The organism is Leclercia sp. W17 (assembly GCF_003336325.1).
Taxonomy (GTDB): Bacteria; Pseudomonadota; Gammaproteobacteria; order Enterobacterales; family Enterobacteriaceae; genus Enterobacter.
The window spans coordinates 1,134,638-1,151,497 of sequence record NZ_CP031101.1; the positions used below are offsets into that span (position 1 = coordinate 1,134,638).

At 54.4% G+C, this 16,860-nt stretch carries 18 protein-coding genes and 1 other annotated feature; of the genes, 11 read left to right on the plus strand and 7 right to left on the minus strand.

The window, feature by feature from the left end:
* Positions 1 to 15 precede the first annotated feature (15 nt).
* The 5 genes from rimM (at position 16) to DVA44_RS05645 (ending at position 3,688) form a co-directional block, all read left to right on the plus strand.
* Entirely contained in the window at positions 16 to 555 is a 540-nt protein-coding gene (gene rimM, locus DVA44_RS05625; RefSeq protein WP_301564410.1) for a ribosome maturation factor RimM, read from the plus strand.
* Positions 556 to 585: 30 nt separating this feature from the next.
* Positions 586 to 1,353 carry a tRNA (guanosine(37)-N1)-methyltransferase TrmD gene (trmD, locus tag DVA44_RS05630; protein ID WP_103822530.1) on the plus strand — a complete coding sequence of 256 codons (768 nt, stop codon included), beginning with the start codon at positions 586 to 588 and terminating at the stop codon, positions 1,351 to 1,353.
* 41 nt (positions 1,354 to 1,394) lie between these two features.
* On the plus strand, positions 1,395 to 1,742 hold the full coding sequence (gene rplS / locus DVA44_RS05635; protein ID WP_002914145.1) for a 50S ribosomal protein L19: 348 nt from the start codon (positions 1,395 to 1,397) through the stop codon (positions 1,740 to 1,742).
* Positions 1,743 to 1,941: 199 nt separating this feature from the next.
* The gene (locus DVA44_RS05640; protein WP_114388375.1) at positions 1,942 to 2,268 is read left to right on the plus strand and encodes a DUF2946 domain-containing protein; all 327 of its coding nucleotides are present in this window, start codon (positions 1,942 to 1,944) and stop codon (positions 2,266 to 2,268) included.
* Positions 2,269 to 2,320: 52 nt separating this feature from the next.
* Entirely contained in the window at positions 2,321 to 3,688 is a 1,368-nt protein-coding gene (locus DVA44_RS05645; protein ID WP_114385931.1) for a PepSY domain-containing protein, read from the plus strand.
* Here DVA44_RS05645 and dgcN read toward each other — a convergent pair.
* From dgcN to DVA44_RS05660, 3 genes are all read right to left on the minus strand, one after another.
* Entirely contained in the window at positions 3,672 to 4,892 is a 1,221-nt protein-coding gene (gene dgcN / locus DVA44_RS05650; RefSeq protein WP_114385932.1) for a diguanylate cyclase DgcN, read from the minus strand. The two genes, DVA44_RS05645 and dgcN, sit on opposite strands and share 17 nt — an antisense overlap.
* Complete coding sequence (locus DVA44_RS05655; RefSeq protein WP_114385933.1) at positions 4,885 to 5,370, minus strand: YfiR family protein; 486 nt, start codon at positions 5,368 to 5,370, stop codon at positions 4,885 to 4,887. The genes dgcN and DVA44_RS05655 overlap by 8 nt, the downstream gene beginning before the upstream one ends.
* A 199-nt stretch (positions 5,371 to 5,569) precedes the next feature.
* Entirely contained in the window at positions 5,570 to 5,944 is a 375-nt protein-coding gene (locus DVA44_RS05660) for a DUF2799 domain-containing protein (protein ID WP_114385934.1), read from the minus strand.
* A gap of 214 nt (positions 5,945 to 6,158) precedes the next feature.
* Here DVA44_RS05660 and aroF point away from each other — a divergent pair, with 214 nt between their 5' ends.
* The 3 genes from aroF to DVA44_RS05675 are packed head-to-tail and all read left to right on the plus strand — an operon-like array spanning position 6,159 to position 9,294.
* Complete coding sequence (gene aroF / locus DVA44_RS05665; protein ID WP_103180779.1) at positions 6,159 to 7,229, plus strand: 3-deoxy-7-phosphoheptulonate synthase AroF; 1,071 nt, start codon at positions 6,159 to 6,161, stop codon at positions 7,227 to 7,229.
* Between the two features lie 10 nt (positions 7,230 to 7,239).
* Complete coding sequence (tyrA, locus tag DVA44_RS05670) at positions 7,240 to 8,361, plus strand: bifunctional chorismate mutase/prephenate dehydrogenase (RefSeq protein WP_114314190.1); 1,122 nt, start codon at positions 7,240 to 7,242, stop codon at positions 8,359 to 8,361.
* Between the two features lie 60 nt (positions 8,362 to 8,421).
* Positions 8,422 to 9,294 (plus strand): SMP-30/gluconolactonase/LRE family protein, encoded by an 873-nt coding sequence (locus DVA44_RS05675; RefSeq protein WP_114385935.1) that lies wholly within the window; start codon positions 8,422 to 8,424, stop codon positions 9,292 to 9,294.
* Here the strand turns inward: DVA44_RS05675 and pheA are convergent.
* The 4 genes from pheA to bamD all read right to left on the minus strand — a co-directional run bounded on the left by pheA (position 9,291) and on the right by bamD (position 12,060).
* Positions 9,291 to 10,451 carry a bifunctional chorismate mutase/prephenate dehydratase gene (gene pheA / locus DVA44_RS05680; protein ID WP_103180776.1) on the minus strand — a complete coding sequence of 387 codons (1,161 nt, stop codon included), beginning with the start codon at positions 10,449 to 10,451 and terminating at the stop codon, positions 9,291 to 9,293. The genes DVA44_RS05675 and pheA overlap by 4 nt on opposite strands.
* 29 nt (positions 10,452 to 10,480) lie before the next feature.
* Positions 10,481 to 10,606: a sequence feature (Phe leader region), on the minus strand.
* Complete coding sequence (locus DVA44_RS25865) at positions 10,558 to 10,605, minus strand: hypothetical protein (protein WP_193767862.1); 48 nt, start codon at positions 10,603 to 10,605, stop codon at positions 10,558 to 10,560. (Overlaps the previous feature by 48 nt.)
* A gap of 103 nt (positions 10,607 to 10,709) precedes the next feature.
* The gene (gene raiA / locus DVA44_RS05685) at positions 10,710 to 11,051 is read right to left on the minus strand and encodes a ribosome-associated translation inhibitor RaiA (protein WP_032613238.1); all 342 of its coding nucleotides are present in this window, start codon (positions 11,049 to 11,051) and stop codon (positions 10,710 to 10,712) included.
* Positions 11,052 to 11,322: 271 nt separating this feature from the next.
* Complete coding sequence (gene bamD, locus DVA44_RS05690; protein ID WP_103180775.1) at positions 11,323 to 12,060, minus strand: outer membrane protein assembly factor BamD; 738 nt, start codon at positions 12,058 to 12,060, stop codon at positions 11,323 to 11,325.
* 130 nt (positions 12,061 to 12,190) lie between these two features.
* Here bamD and rluD point away from each other — a divergent pair, with 130 nt between their 5' ends.
* From rluD to clpB, 3 genes are all read left to right on the plus strand, one after another.
* A complete protein-coding gene (gene rluD, locus DVA44_RS05700) occupies positions 12,191 to 13,171 on the plus strand; it encodes a 23S rRNA pseudouridine(1911/1915/1917) synthase RluD (RefSeq protein WP_114385936.1) in 981 nt (326 codons plus the stop codon).
* On the plus strand, positions 13,168 to 13,899 hold the full coding sequence (gene yfiH, locus DVA44_RS05705) for a purine nucleoside phosphorylase YfiH (RefSeq protein WP_114385937.1): 732 nt from the start codon (positions 13,168 to 13,170) through the stop codon (positions 13,897 to 13,899). Before rluD ends, yfiH begins: the two co-directional genes overlap by 4 nt.
* Before the next feature lie 129 nt (positions 13,900 to 14,028).
* Positions 14,029 to 16,602: an ATP-dependent chaperone ClpB gene (gene clpB / locus DVA44_RS05710; protein WP_114385938.1), complete on the plus strand. Its 2,574-nt coding sequence runs from the start codon at positions 14,029 to 14,031 to the stop codon at positions 16,600 to 16,602.
* Positions 16,603 to 16,860 lie beyond the last annotated feature (258 nt).

The following is a 16,860-nucleotide window of genomic DNA, read 5'->3' on the forward strand; positions in this document are numbered from 1 at the left end:
TCTGTCACGGTGGTCATGATGAGCAAAAAAGCACCTGTTGAACCGATTGTATTGGGCAAAATGGGTTCTTGCTACGGTATCCGTGGTTGGCTCAGAGTGTTTTCCTCCACCGAAGACGCCGAAAGCATTTTTGACTATCAGCCCTGGTTTATCCAGAAGGCCGGTAAGTGGGAAGAGGTCGAGCTGGAAAGCTGGCGTCACCACAATCAGGACATCATCATCAAGCTGAAAGGCGTTGACGATCGTGATGCCGCGAATGCGCTGACTAATTGTGAAATTGTCGTCGATTCGTCGCAGTTGCCACAGCTGGAAGAGGGTGACTACTACTGGAAAGACCTTATGGGTTGCCAGGTAGTCACGACTGAAGGTTACGGTCTGGGGAAAGTCATCGATATGATGGAAACCGGATCCAATGACGTTCTCGTTATTAAGGCAAACCTGAAAGATGCGTTTGGTATCAAGGAGCGGCTGGTTCCGTTCCTCGATGGGCAGGTTATCAAGAAAGTCGATCTCGCTACTCGTACTATCGAAGTAGATTGGGATCCTGGTTTTTAAATTCTCCTGAAAACGGTAAAAGACGGCGCTATGTGGATTGGCATTATTAGCCTGTTTCCTGAAATGTTCCGCGCGATTACTGATTACGGGGTAACTGGCCGGGCAGTAAAAAATGGCCTGCTGAGCATCGAGAGCTGGAGTCCACGTGACTTCACGCATGACCGGCACCGTACCGTGGACGATCGTCCTTACGGCGGCGGACCGGGGATGCTCATGATGGTTCAACCCTTGCGGGATGCCATCGCAGCAGCAAAAGCCGCGGCAGGTGAAGGCGCAAAGGTGATTTATCTGTCACCTCAGGGACGCAAGCTTGATCAAGCGGGCGTCAGCGAACTGGCAACGAATCAGAAACTGATTCTGGTGTGTGGTCGCTACGAAGGGATAGATGAGCGCGTAATTCAAACCGAGATTGACGAAGAATGGTCTATCGGCGATTACGTTCTCAGCGGTGGTGAGTTACCGGCAATGACGCTGATTGACTCGGTTTCCCGGTTTATTCCGGGGGTTCTGGGCCATGAAGCTTCAGCAACAGAAGACTCTTTTGCTGATGGATTGCTGGACTGTCCACACTATACCCGTCCTGAAGTGTTAGAAGGGATGGAGGTACCGCCAGTATTACTGTCGGGAAACCATGCCGAGATTCGTCGCTGGCGCCTGAAGCAGTCGCTGGGCCGTACCTGGCTTAGAAGACCTGAACTTCTGGAAAACCTGGCTCTGACTGAAGAGCAAGCAAAGTTGCTGGGCGAGTTCAAAACTGAACATGCGCACCAGCAGCAGAAACATGATGGGATGGCCTGAGGCCCCCAAATATCAGTTTACCCAGGATAAGAGATTAAATTATGAGCAACATTATTAAGCAACTTGAACAAGAGCAGATGAAGCAGGACGTACCTTCCTTCCGTCCGGGTGATACCGTGGAAGTGAAAGTATGGGTTGTTGAAGGTTCCAAAAAACGTCTGCAGGCATTTGAGGGCGTGGTTATCGCTATCCGTAACCGCGGTCTGCACTCTGCATTCACTGTTCGTAAAATTTCCAACGGCGAAGGCGTTGAGCGTGTCTTCCAGACTCACTCTCCGGTAGTTGACAGCATTGCTGTTAAACGTCGTGGTGCTGTACGTAAAGCTAAACTGTACTACCTGCGTGAGCGTACTGGTAAGTCTGCTCGTATTAAAGAGCGTCTGAACTAAGATTCGCTTAAGCGACATCCTGTAAAAAGGGCTGGCCGAATGGCCGGCCCTTTTTTTATCTCTCTGTGCCTTGCGCATTAACTTCTTCTTCATAAATCGTTTACAATGCCCCTGCTCTAACGGAGGGTAAGTGACGACTCAACAGCATCAGACAAAATGGCAACGTATCGCGGCAGGTCTCGCGTTATTTGCGATCCTGATGATCGTCTTTGCGCCGCTGGTCTCTGTCTCGTTGCAAAAAGATCCTATGAGCGCGATGCCCGGCATGCACCATGACATGAGCATGATGGCGGAGCACCATGCCCCGCCTGAAAGCATGCCTGTCGACCATGCCGAAGCCTGCGGTTACTGCGTGCTGCTGGCTCACGTGCCGGGTGTGATTCTGGCGCTGGTGATGCTGCTGTGCGCGGTATTACTCAGACAGCGCCTCACGCCGCCGCGCCCCTCTGTTCGCCACTGGCACTTCTTCCCCTGGCTCTGCCCCGATACCCGCGCACCGCCGCGCCTGTCTGCTTATTCCATGTAAAAAAACGTACACCCCGGTGTACCGATAATCTATTGCCTGAAAAAGGGAAAGCATGACTACCTGCACATCGCGCGCAGCCTGGGGCAACCTGCTGCGTCGTCTTCACTTCTATATTGGTCTGTTTGTCGGGCCGTTTATCTTTATCGCCGCGCTCTCGGGTACGCTCTATGTCGCCACGCCGCAGCTAGAAAACGCGCTTTATCATCACGCGCTATTCAGTGAAACCGAGGGAGAACCGCGTCCCCTTGCTGAACAGATTGCGGTCGCAGAAAAGGTCACCGGCGGAGAGCTACCTCTGCATGCGGTACGTCCGGGCCTGGCCGCAGGTGAAACCACCCGTGTAATGTATGCCGACCCGGCGCTGAACGCCTCGGAGAACCGGGCCATCTTTATCGACCCGGTCAGCCTGGCGGTGCGCGGCGACATGACCGTCTATGGCACCAGCGGTATCCTGCCGTTACGCCAGAAGATTGATTATCTGCATCGGTCCTTACTGCTGGGCGATGTGGGGCGTATTTACAGCGAGCTGGCCGCGTCATGGATGTGGATTGCTGCGCTGGGAGGGATCGCGCTGTGGTTCTATACCCGCCCAAAACGGCGCATCAATAACCGCTTCCAGAACCACCGTCGGCTGCACGTCTCCCTCGGCTGGTGTCTGCTGCTGGGGATGCTGTTGTTCTCGGCTACCGGCCTGACCTGGTCCCAGTGGGCGGGCGGCAACGTGGATAAACTGCGTGCGCAGATGAACTGGCTCACGCCGCAGGTGAACACGCAGCTGCACGGTCCGGCGGAGGTCGCCGATCCGCATGCCGATCATCATGGCCACCACATGTCGATGCCCATGCCGCAGATGAAGCCCGACCTGGCATTGTATGACGGCGTAATGAAAGCGGCTAATGCAGCAGGTATTGATGCCACGAAGCTGGAGATCCGCCCGGCGAAAAGCGCTACCACGGCGTGGACGGTAACGGAGATCGATCGCGGCTGGCCGACGCAGGTGGACGCGGTGGCTGTTGACCCGGCGACTCTGACGGTAATCGATCGGACCCGCTTTGCGGATTTCCCGCTGATGGCCAAACTGACCCGCTGGGGTGTGGATTTCCATATGGGGGTGCTGTTTGGCCTGCCAAACCAGCTGGTGCTGATCGCCTTTGGCCTCGCGCTGTGTGTGATGATTGTCTGGGGATACCGGATGTGGTGGATGCGAAGACCCCGCCAGACGGCAACCAATCCGGCACAGACGCTGTGTCAGAGCTGGCTGGCGTTGCCGCTGTGGGGCCGCATACTCTCTTTCGCTATCGCCTTTTTACTGGGGCTGGCGATGCCAGTAATGGGATGCAGCCTGGCGCTGTTCGTCGTCATTGACTGGCTGCGCTGGCGCGCGGCATCAGCGGCGTTGTCTTCTACGCAGAATTTCTAGGACGCTGATGCTTCACCAGATACATATTCCGGTCGGCTTGATCGAGCAACGCTTCAACGGAATGGTGTTGCCAGCTCAGCGCGAAGCCAATGCTGAGCGACATTCTGGTGCTGAGTCCGTTTTGCAGGTCATATGACGGGCTGAACTGCTGCGTCAGTTCAGCACAAAGGCGCAGAACCTCGTACTCCGAGTGGACACCATACAGAATGATGGCAAATTCATCCCCGCCCAGACGATAGGGCTGATGACGCCCGCCGCTGAATTCGACCATGCGGCGGGCCACTTCAATCAGCACATCGTCGCCCGCGGCGTGCCCCCAGGTATCGTTAATCAGCTTGAAATCATCGCAATCCAGGAAGAGCAGGGCGGTGTTAGCCCGCGAGGAGGCGTCACTCATCAGGGCCGAGATGCGGGTACGAAAAGCGGCCCGATTCGCCAGCCCGGTGAGCGGGTCGTGCATGGCAGTGCGCAGCAGCTGGGCATTTTTCGCCTGTAACTTGCGCTGCCACTCCTCCATTTCATCCAGCAGGCTGTTGAAGTCCTGACCGAAACGATGAAATTCATCAATACGCTCCTCTGGCACCCGGCGGGAGAAATTCCGGTTCGTACGGACATCATGCACCACCTCGGTAATGTTTTGCAGGGCGGTGACCACGCCATTGTGCAGGGTGCGGGTGATCGCTAACGCCACCAGGGAGGCAAACAGGATGCAGCCGGTTAACACGGCCAGAGACGTCCAGAGAAAGTGACTAATCAGGCTGTCACGTGCGGTAAGGCGTAACTCACCAATCGGCAGGTTGTTGTGCCAGACGCGCTGTCTGATGGGCTGGGGGAATAACCACTGGCTGACCAGTTGACTCAGGGGATCCGCCTGCACGTCTGGCTCCATTGACCACGCCGCAAAAGGGTTATCGTGGCGGTCCAGCAATATTGCTGACGAGAATTGCCCCTGTTTGCCGAGTGTAGCCAGCGCTTCGTGAGCGGCGGCGGTATCATTAAAGACCAGCGTCGCCTCCAGGCTGCGACTTACCGTGGCGCTGGTTAATTCAAGGTTTCGTTGAGCGTACTGTTTCAGTGTGAATACCGAAGCAATAGACAATAATAACCAGACCAGCGTCATGGTAATGAGAACACTAATTATACTGATGCGCCTGAGGGTTCTTTTGAAAGTTGGACGCGGCGCTGATGTAAATTCCTTATTCATGCTTTGTATTCCATGCAAGCATTAACACATCAGGACTAACCCGGACTCCGCTGCGCGACAGCACATTCATATTGACGGAAAATCTGACCTGTCTATCGTCTATTATCAGGCAAAAAGCGCTGCCTGTAAGACACTGCCAATTTTGCTCCGCAATGAGGAGTAACGGTCTGGCATTAAATGCTGTGCTTAATTCAAGTTGGGCGTGGGGAGGCTCACTGCCAAAATAGAGCGCATGGCATCCTGCACTCAGTGCCTCTTGATCGCTATGGATAATGACGGGGATATAGGGCAGCGTGTCCGGGCCATCGGTACTGAGCGCCTCAACGTAGCGGGAAGAGGCGAAAATGCACAGGGTTGGCTGGCCAGAGAGGGTGGGCCAGCGGGTATAACTGACGATCCCGGAGACAATTGAACGTACCGATTTGTCCGTTCTGGATAATGATCCGCCAATAGCGTGTCCGCAGGATATTAACAGCATCAGCAGCAGCGCTACCCGACATCCGGATATGAGAAAATAGTTACCCACCAGAATCCGCCATACCACTCTGGAAATATTAGCCCTTTAGTTTTGCGGCAATAATACCATTTTTTACCCGGATCGTCATTACGTCGCGCTGATATTCAGGGACTTAAGTAAAATCCTGGCTCCTTAATTTAAAAAGAAACTATCGAGGTTATTAATTCAAACGGCTGGCTTTTGTACCTTCATCCATACCCTGCTGCCAGGCGGTGCGGAGCTGAGTGGCATTTTCAGCGGTATCACAGCTGGCGGGGAATATTCGACCGGCTAATCCCCAGGCGTACACAAAATTTTCCTGGCATATTTTCTTTTGTCCCTCTTTATATCCTTTGAGATAGGCCGGGCGGTCCACCTTAGGGTCATTAAAATTAGCGGCAAGCGTTTCACGGGATTTTACGGCCACGCCGTCTATCGCGTCTTCTTTCCCCGCACCATACCAGTCGGTGCCGGTCCAGTGAGGCTGATGGGTGTAAGGATCAATCTGACAAGCGGTTAATAGCAGACCCAAAAGCGGGATCACGGTCAGGCGCATAAGGCATTCTCCTTTTTCCATTGAGCATAGCCTGGCGTTAAGAATCTATTCTGTAATTTTTACGTTACACCTTAATCAGGTGTTTTTTGCTTTAAAAGGGGTATTGTAAACTATTATTTACGTATTTTGGATTGAAATCTTTACTCGATGTGATATCGTTGGGCTTCCTCAGTGAGGAAACCACTATCGCAAACGAGCTTCCAGGACCGCAATCATGCAAAAAGACGCGCTGAATAACGTACATATTACTGATGAACATGTTTTGATTACTCCGGATCAACTGAAAGCGGAATTCCCGCTGAGCGTTGAGCAGGAGGCGCAAATTGCGCACTCCCGCAAGACCATTTCCGACATCATCGCCGGGCGCGATCCGCGTCTGCTGGTGGTATGTGGTCCGTGCTCTATTCATGATCCTGAAGCTGCCATCGAATATGCCCATCGTTTTAAAGCTCTGGCCGAGGAGGTCAGCGATAGCCTCTACCTGGTCATGCGCGTCTATTTTGAAAAACCTCGTACCACCGTCGGCTGGAAAGGGTTGATTAACGATCCGCACATGGATGGCTCGTTTGATGTGGAAGCCGGTCTGAAGATTGCGCGTAATCTTCTGGTGGAGCTGGTAAACATGGGGCTGCCGCTGGCAACAGAAGCGCTGGATCCGAACAGCCCGCAATACCTTGGCGATCTCTTTAGCTGGTCGGCAATCGGGGCGCGTACGACCGAGTCTCAGACACACCGTGAAATGGCCTCTGGCCTCTCCATGCCGGTCGGTTTCAAAAATGGTACTGACGGCAGCCTGGCGACAGCCATTAACGCCATGCGTGCCGCTGCCATGCCGCACCGTTTTGTCGGCATCAACCAGGCGGGCCAGGTTTGCCTGCTGCAGACCCAGGGTAACCCGGATGGACACGTTATCCTGCGCGGCGGCAAAGCGCCTAACTACAGCCCGGCAGATGTGGCGCAGTGTGAAAAAGAGATGGAACAGGCAGGACTGCGCCCGGCGCTGATGGTAGATTGCAGTCATGGTAATTCCAACAAAGATTACCGTCGTCAGCCTGCGGTGGCGGAATCCGTCGTCGCGCAGATCAAAGATGGCAACCGTTCGATTATTGGCCTGATGATTGAAAGCCACATCCATGAAGGCAATCAGTCATCTGAGCAGCCGCGCAGCACCATGAAATACGGGGTATCTGTTACGGATGCCTGCATCAGCTGGGAAACCACCGATGCGCTGCTGCGTGAGATCCACAAAGATTTGAACGGCCAGCTGGCGACGCGTCTGGCTTAAGAGGTTTGTTATGGTTGCTGAATTGACCGCCCTGCGCGATCAAATTGATGAGGTAGATAAGGCGCTGCTGGATTTGCTGGCGCGCCGCATGGCGCTGGTCGCCGAGGTAGGTGAAGTCAAAAGTAAATATGGCTTGCCGATTTACGTGCCGGAGCGCGAAGCCTCCATGCTGGCCTCCCGGCGCAAAGAGGCGCAGGCGCTGGGCGTCTCGCCGGACCTGATTGAAGATGTGCTGCGCCGGGTGATGCGGGAGTCTTACTCCAGCGAAAACGACAAGGGGTTTAAAACCCTTTGTCCGACGCTGCGCCCGGTGGTCATTGTCGGTGGCGGCGGGCAGATGGGGCGTCTGTTTGAGAAGATGCTGACGCTTTCGGGCTACCAGGTGCGCATCCTTGAAAAAGAGGACTGGGCCCGGGCGCAGGCGATGGTGGCCGATGCGGGCATGGTCATTGTCAGCGTACCGATCCACATCACCGAAGAGATTATTGCCCAACTGCCACCGCTGCCGGATGACTGTATTCTGGTCGATCTGGCCTCGGTAAAAAATGGTCCATTGCAGGCGATGCTTGCCGCGCACCGTGGCCCGGTGCTGGGGCTGCACCCGATGTTCGGCCCGGACAGCGGCAGCCTGGCGAAACAGGTGGTGGTCTATTGCGATGGCCGCCAGCCAGAAGCGTACCAGTGGTTCCTGGAGCAGATTCAGGTATGGGGCGCGCGACTGCACCGGATCAGTGCCGTCGAGCATGACCAGAACATGGCCTTTATCCAGGCGTTGCGCCACTTCGCAACCTTTGCGTATGGCCTGCATCTGGCGGAAGAGAACGTTCAGCTTGAGCAGCTGCTGTCGCTGTCATCGCCTATCTATCGCCTCGAACTGGCGATGGTCGGACGGCTGTTTGCCCAGGATCCGCAGCTCTATGCAGATATTATTATGTCTTCAGGCAATAACCTGGCGCTGATCAAACGTTACTACCAGCGTTTTGGTGAGGCGATTACGCTGCTGGAGCAGGGCAATAAGCAGGCCTTTATCGACAGCTTCCGCAAGGTCGAGCACTGGTTTGGCGATTACGCCCAGCGTTTCCAGAGCGAGAGCCGTATCTTGCTCAGACAGGCGAATGACAGTCGCCAGTAATCTGATGATGTATATACTGAAAGCCAGCACTGCTGGCTTTTTTTATTTTGGGGAACTGTCATGGCTGAACCACGCGTTTTGTTTGACTATACGGGGCACTTACCAGAGTGCCCCACCTGGAGCGCAGCAGAAAGCGCGCTCTACTGGGCGGATATTCTGGAAGGCGAGATCCACCGCTACCATCTGCCGACGGGTGAACACAGCGTTTTATCCTTCCATGAAGATGTGGGGTGCTTCGCGCTGCGTCAGGATGGGGGCTTTATTGTCGCCATGCGCACGGGCATCTGGCTGGCGGATAAGCATGGGCTGCTACAACGAAAAGTTTGTGATAACCCGTCGAACCCGCAGCTGGCACGCTTTAATGATGGGGGAACCGATCATTTCGGCCGCTTCTACGCGGGTACCTTCTGGGCACCAGGGGACTACAACGGCGCCTTGCTGATGCGTATCGATAATGACCTGACGCCGGAGGTGATCCAGTGTGATATCCACGGTCATAACGGGCTGGCCTTTAGCGATGATCGGCGCTGGATGTACACCTCAGACACGCCCAATGCGGTGATCTACCGTACGCCGCTGGATGAGCAGGGCGAACCGGGTAAACGGGAAGTCTTTCGCCGGTTCCAGCCGGGGGAGGGGATCCCGGACGGCGCGGCGGTGGATGTGGAGGGCTGTTACTGGAGCGCGCTGTTTGACGGCTGGCGGATCGCCCGTTTTTCACCACAGGGCGAACAGCTGGAAGAGTACCGGTTGCCGGTGCGCTGCCCGACGATGGTCTGTTTCGGTGGCGATGATATGCAGACGCTGTTTATCACCACCACCCGTGAGAACATGGACGCGCAGGAGGTGGCGGCATATCCTCTGTCCGGCGCCATTTTCACCCTGCCCGTCAGCGTGGCAGGGGTAAAAAAAGGCCCATTTATTGCGCGTTAAGCCGGATCAACCGGGACCACGTTTTCGCTCGGATAGCATCCCAGCACCTTCATGGAACGGGTGATCTCACCCAGTTCACGCAGGGCTTTCTGCAGGGACGCAGACTCCAGGTTGGCCTGGATATCGAGATAGAACATCTCTTCCCACGGGTTGCCGTGAATCGGGCGCGATTCCAGTTTGGTCATAATCAGATTGTGATTGCGCAGTACCAGCAGAGCCTCAACCAGCGCACCAGCCTGCTGGCCCGTCGCCATCAGCAGGGTGGTTTTGGCCGGCACCTGATCGGAGACGTTGATCGCTTTACGCGCCAGCACGATGAAACGAGTGATGTTTTGCGTCTGGTTGGCCAGGTTGCGCTCCAGCACCTGTAAACCATACAGCGCACCGCCCGCTTCGCTGCCGAGCGCGGCAACGGTGGGGGAGTTGGCCTGTGCGACCTTTTCCATCGCGGCTGACGTGCTTTCGGTATATTCAATTTTCCAGCCCGGATAGCGGTTCAGGAACTGGCTGCACTGCTGGAAGGGTTGCGGATGGCTATAGACCGTCTCGATTTTGTCGAGGTCAGTCGTTCCGGAAACCAGTACGCAGTGGTCAATCGGGATTGTCATCTCCCCGACCAGCGACAGGGTGGTGTGCTGGAGCAAATCGTAAACGTCGTTGATTGCACCGGAACTGGTGTTCTCGATTGGCACGACAGCATAATCCGCCTGGCCTGTTTCTACCTGATTGAAAATATCGGCGAACTTCGCGCAGCCGCTTTCAATAAACTCTTCGAAGTGACGGGCAGCATACTGACGTGCAGCGAGGTGGGAATAGGAACCTTTTGGTCCCAGGAAGGCAATACGCGCCGAGTGCGGGTTGGTCTTGTTCAGATGCTGTTGCAGTAATGCCTGCTGGGTGAGGACGGAATCTTCGATAATCAGCTGGAACAGGCGGGTGATGTAGTGCGCATCCAGATGGTGCGTTTTGCCAAGGTTAATCAGGCGTTCCAACAGGTCGCGCTCCCGATCAATATCGCGTACCGGACGGTGTGATGCCAGCTTTGCTTTTCCGACCTCAACGGCCAGCGCACGGCGTTCGGCCAACAGTGAAAGCAATTTTTCATCCAGAGCGCTGATCTTATCTCGCAGATCCAGTAACGGGTTTTCCGGTGTCATAGCGTTGCCTTTGTCATTTATCGTTATCAATAAAAAAGGCCCCCCGGTGTGGGAGGCCTTATTGTTCGTCTTCGCATTCTTTATCACACGACGAAACGCCTCCCAATCAGGGGAAGGTAAAAAAGAATGCGAAGAAAAACGGCTTAACGGTCATGGATGATTCCTTCAGAAGACAGACTTAAAGTACCCGTACTGTTTTCACCCTGTCAATAAAAAACGCGCCCGAAGGCGCGTTGGCGATAGACTCAATGTAAGGGATTACTCATCTTCAACTTCTTCTGCGAAGCTGGCGTCTTTCACCGATGTTGTGGCGCGACGGGCTTCACCTTTGTGTTGCACTTTATTGAGCTGCCGTTCCAGCTTGTTAATCAAATCGTTGATGGCGGTGTACATATCCTCATGTTTCGCGCTGGCGACCAGATGGCCGTTTGGAGTATTGATAGTTGCGTCAGCGATGAAACCCTGTGGCTCCTTAGAGAGAATGATATGTGGGTTAATCAGGTGTGTTTGCCATTTATCCAGTTTGGCGAGACGGTCTGCGACGTGCTGGCGGATTGCCGGAGTAATTTCCATTTGTTTACTGGTAATGTTCATTGTCATAAATTTTACCTCTTGTCTTTCCCGTCTTGGTGAGTCCAGCATACCGTTCCTAATGTCAAAATGTGTGATGTAAATCACATTTTTATGTCACTTTTTGTCAACGGATTCTTTTTGTGAGGCAGGACAGGAACATGTAACATTTACCTTGTCGAAGCGACATATTGCGGCCATAGTTGATAGGATTCGTGCAGGCTAAACCGCTTCAGCTTGATGCGAAAATGGATAAAAAAACGGCAGCCCTGAGGCTGCCGTTTTGCATTCTACTGTACAATCAGGAGCTGCTGCTGTTCGCGGCGATGATCTTCGCCACTTTGTCAGCCTGGGAGGTCATCTGCAGCTGGCGATAGGCGTTTTCCATCAGCTTCAGGCCATCACGCGTTGCCTGGGTATCCGGATAATCACGCAGCATGCCTTCGACACGGTTCACGACGGCAACGTATGCACCACGACGGGTATAGTATTCCGCCACAGAGTATTCGTATTTCGCCAGACGGTCTTTCAGGAACACCAGACGTTTGCTGGCATCCGTTACGTACTGGCTGTTCGGGTAGCCGCGAACCAGTTTAGAGAAGTCATTAAACGCATCGCGGGCGTGCTGCGGGTCGCGGTCGGAGCGATCCACACCAAAGAAGCCCTGCAGCGCACTGTCATCCAGCGCCATATTGGTCAGGCCGCGCATATACATCACGTAGTCAATATTCGGATGGGTCGGATTCAGACGCATGAAGCGATCGATCGTCGCCTGGGCCAGTGGCAGATCGGCATTTTTATAGTAGGCGTAGATCAGATCCAACTGTACCTGCTGGGAGTACGGGCCAAATGGATAGCGATTATCCAGCGCTTCCAGTTGCGTTATCGCCTGTTTCCAGTTACCGTCCTGCAGCTTTTGCTGAGCAGTCGCATAGATTTCATTCGGCGGATTGTCAGGGACCTGTTCATTCGAACCGGAGCAGCCTACCAAAGCCAGGCTCAACGTGGCCGCTGCCACCAGATATTTCATGCGCGTCATGACGTTTTGACTTTCCTCAAATGTTTGTCCGGGAGAATCTCTTTCCTGCTCCCGATTAAGACCAGCTACAATAGCACACTATATTAAACGGCAAAGCCGTAAAACCCAACGTTAAACGAAGAAGCAGTCTATGGCACAACGAGTAGAACTCACCGCGACAGTCTCCGAAAATCAGCTCGGACAACGCTTAGATCAGGCTTTGGCCGAAATGTTCCCTGATTATTCGCGTTCACGCATAAAAGCATGGATCCTTGACCAGCGCGTGCTGGTAAATGGCAAGATCTGGGACAAGCCAAAAGAGAAAGTGTTGGGTGGGGAAGTGGTCGCCATCAATGCTGACATCGAAGAAGAAGTCCGTTTTGAGCCTCAGGATATCCCGCTGAATATCGTCTATGAAGATGACGACATCCTGGTCATTAACAAGCCGCGCGATCTGGTTGTACACCCTGGCGCAGGTAACCCTGACGGCACCGTACTGAACGCCCTGCTGCACTACTATCCTCCTATTGTGGACGTACCGCGTGCGGGGATCGTTCACCGTCTGGATAAAGACACCACCGGCCTGATGGTCGTTGCCAAGACCATTCCGGCGCAGACGCGTCTGGTTGAGTCCCTGCAGCTGCGTGAAATCACCCGTGAATACGAAGCGGTTGCTATTGGGCATATGACCTCCGGCGGTACGGTAGAGCAACCTATCAGTCGCCATCCGACCAAGCGTACCCATATGTCCGTTCACCCGATGGGTAAACCGGCCGTCACGCACTACCGCATCATGGAGCATTTCCGCATCCATACGCGTCTGCGTCTGCGTCTGGAAACGGGCCGTACGCACCAGATCCGTGTGCATATGTCCCATATCACTCATCCGCTGGTGGGCGATCAGCTGTACGGTGGTCGTCCGCGTCCGCCGAAAGGGGCGTCTGAAGAATTTATCGCGATGCTGCGTAAATTCGACCGTCAGGCCCTGCACGCCACCATGCTGCGTCTCTACCATCCGATCACCGGCATTGAGATGGAATGGCATGCGCCAATTCCACAGGATATGGTGGATCTTATCGACGCGATGCGTGCCGATTTTGAAGAACATAAGGATGACGTGGACTGGTTATGACCAAACTGATTGTCCCGGAGTGGCCTGCGCCTGAAGGCGTAGCGGCCTGCAGTTCAACCCGTATCGGCGGCGTGAGTGAGGGGGCCTGGGAATCATTAAACCTGGGCGCTCACTGTGGCGATAGCCTCGATCACGTTGAAGAGAATCGTAAGCGGTTGTTTGCGGCAGGCCAGTTGCCGTCGAAGCCGGTCTGGCTTGAACAGGTACATGGTACCGCTGTGCTTCGTCTCACCGGTGAGCCGTACGCCTCGAAACGTGCCGATGCGTCTTACAGCAATACTCCGGGCACGGTTTGTGCCGTCATGACCGCTGACTGTCTGCCGGTGCTTTTCTGCAACCGTGCAGGCACGGAAGTGGCCGCCGCCCATGCTGGTTGGCGAGGATTGTGCGCCGGCGTACTGGAAGAGACCGTTGCCTGTTTTGCCGACAGCGCGGATAACATCATCGCCTGGCTGGGCCCGGCCATTGGCCCACAGGCTTTTGAAGTGGGGCCGGAGGTGCGCGACGCTTTTATGGCGCACGATGCGCAGGCGCAGAGCGCTTTTCTTCCGGCAGGAGATAAGTACATGGCGGACATTTATCAGCTTGCCCGCCAGCGCCTGACCCGCGTCGGTATCAGCCAGATCTACGGCGGCGATCGCTGCACCTTCACCGAAAACGGTGATTTCTTTTCCTATCGCCGCGACAAGACGACAGGACGTATGGCAAGTTTCATTTGGCTGATATAACCTATAGAATCAAGACGATCCGGCACGCGTCGTTTTCTTTTCGCATAATTCAGGTCATTCACCTTGAATAATTGAGGGATGACCTCATTTAATCTCCAGTAGCAATTTTGACCTGTTATGGGAGGAGTTATGCGTCTGGATCGTCTTACTAATAAATTCCAGCTTGCTCTCGCCGATGCCCAGTCTCTCGCACTGGGGCACGACAATCAGTTTATCGAACCTCTTCATTTAATGAGCGCCTTACTGAATCAGGAAGGGGGATCGGTACGTCCTTTATTGACATCTGCCGGCATTAATGCGGGCCAGTTACGCACAGCCATCGATCAGGCGCTGAGCCGTTTACCCCAGGTAGAGGGCACAGGCGGAGATGTACAGCCGTCTCAGGATCTGGTTCGCGTATTAAACCTGTGCGACAAACTGGCGCAGAAACGCGGCGACAACTTTATTTCGTCAGAACTCTTTGTTCTGGCGGCGCTTGAATCACGTGGCACCTTGACCGACCTGCTGAAAACAGCTGGCGCAACTACCGCCAATGTGACGCAGGCGATTGCACAAATGCGCGGAGGTGAGAGCGTGAACGATCAGGGTGCTGAAGATCAGCGTCAGGCATTGAAGAAATATACGGTCGACCTGACTGAGCGTGCGGAACAAGGCAAGCTTGACCCGGTCATTGGCCGTGACGAAGAGATCCGCCGTACCATTCAGGTCCTGCAACGCCGCACCAAAAATAACCCGGTACTGATTGGTGAGCCTGGTGTTGGTAAAACGGCCATTGTGGAAGGGCTGGCCCAGCGTATCGTCAATGGTGAAGTCCCGGAAGGTCTGAAAGGCCGTCGCGTACTGGCACTGGATATGGGCGCGCTGGTGGCGGGGGCAAAATACCGCGGCGAATTTGAAGAACGCTTAAAAGGCGTGCTCAACGATCTGGCAAAACAGGAAGGCAACGTCATTCTGTTTATCGACGAACTGCACACGATGGTGGGGGCAGGTAAAGCCGATGGTGCCATGGATGCCGGGAACATGCTCAAACCGGCCCTTGCTCGCGGCGAGCTGCACTGCGTGGGCGCCACCACCCTTGATGAGTATCGTCAGTACATTGAAAAAGATGCTGCCTTGGAACGTCGATTCCAGAAAGTGTTTGTGGCTGAACCGTCAGTGGAAGATACCATCGCGATCCTGCGTGGCCTGAAAGAGCGTTATGAGCTGCACCACCATGTGCAGATTACGGACCCGGCTATCGTGGCGGCTGCAACCTTGTCGCATCGCTATATTGCCGACCGACAGCTGCCTGACAAAGCGATCGACCTTATCGATGAAGCGGCCTCCAGTATTCGTATGCAGATTGACTCCAAGCCAGAAGAGCTGGACCGACTCGATCGCCGGATTATTCAGCTCAAGCTCGAGCAGCAGGCGCTGAAAAAAGAGTCTGATGAAGCGAGTAAAAAGCGTCTGGATATGCTTAATGAAGAGCTCCAGGATAAAGAACGGCAATATTCTGGCTTAGAAGAGGAGTGGAAAGCAGAAAAAGCATCCCTTTCCGGCACCCAGACGATTAAAGCCGAGCTGGAACAGGCGAAGATCGCCATCGAGCAGGCGCGTCGCGTGGGCGATCTGGCGCAAATGTCTGAGCTGCAGTACGGCAAAATTCCGGAACTGGAAAAACAGCTGGCGGCGGCAACCCAGGCTGAAGGCAAAACTATGCGTCTGTTACGTAATAAAGTGACGGATGCAGAAATTGCCGAGGTACTGGCGCGCTGGACCGGTATCCCGGTAGCCAGAATGATGGAGAGCGAGCGCGACAAATTATTGCGCATGGAGGAAGATCTTCATCATCGCGTCATCGGTCAGGATGAAGCGGTTGAGGCGGTATCGAATGCGATCCGTCGTAGCCGTGCCGGTTTGTCCGATCCTAACCGTCCGATTGGCTCCTTCCTGTTCCTGGGGCCGACCGGTGTCGGTAAAACGGAACTGTGTAAGGCGCTGGCAAACTTCATGTTCGACAGTGACGATGCGATGGTACGTATCGACATGTCCGAGTTTATGGAGAAACACTCCGTTTCACGTCTGGTGGGTGCACCTCCGGGATATGTTGGTTATGAAGAGGGTGGCTATCTGACAGAAGCGGTTCGCCGTCGTCCGTACTCCGTCATCCTGCTGGATGAAGTGGAAAAGGCGCACCCGGATGTGTTCAACATTCTGCTGCAGGTTCTGGATGACGGACGCCTGACCGATGGGCAGGGGAGAACGGTCGATTTCCGTAATACGGTGGTCATCATGACTTCGAACCTGGGTTCCGATCTGATTCAGGAGCGTTTTGGTGAACTGGATTACAGCCATATGAAGGATCTGGTGATGGGCGTGGTCAGCCACAGCTTCCGTCCTGAGTTCATCAACCGTATCGATGAAGTCGTGGTCTTCCATCCACTGGGTGAAAAACATATTGCTTCTATTGCCCGTATTCAGCTGCAGCGTTTGTATAAACGTCTGGAAGAGCGTGGATATGAACTGCAGATTGCGGATGACGCGCTGCAACTGCTGAGCGCAAATGGGTACGATCCGGTGTACGGTGCACGTCCTCTCAAACGTGCCATCCAGCAGCAGATCGAAAACCCGCTGGCGCAGCAAATTCTTTCCGGGAAGCTGCTCCCGGGCAAAACCATCCAGCTGGTGAAGCAAGACGACCAGATTGTGGCAGTGCAGTAAGTCACAAAACGATGAAAACGAGCCCTCAGGGGCTCGTTTTTGTTTAAAAACCAGGCAAGAATGGGCTTTCTGAAGCGGGGTTGCCTGGAAAATGAACGGTTGATAAATAATTTTCACTTTATACTTGCCAGCCCAGAATAAGCGCCTATAATGCGCCACCACTGACACGGAACAACGGCAAACACGCCGCCGGGTCAGCGGGGTTCGGTAAGAACCTCACGGAGAAAAGCGAAAATAATCGCTTGACTCTGAGGTGGG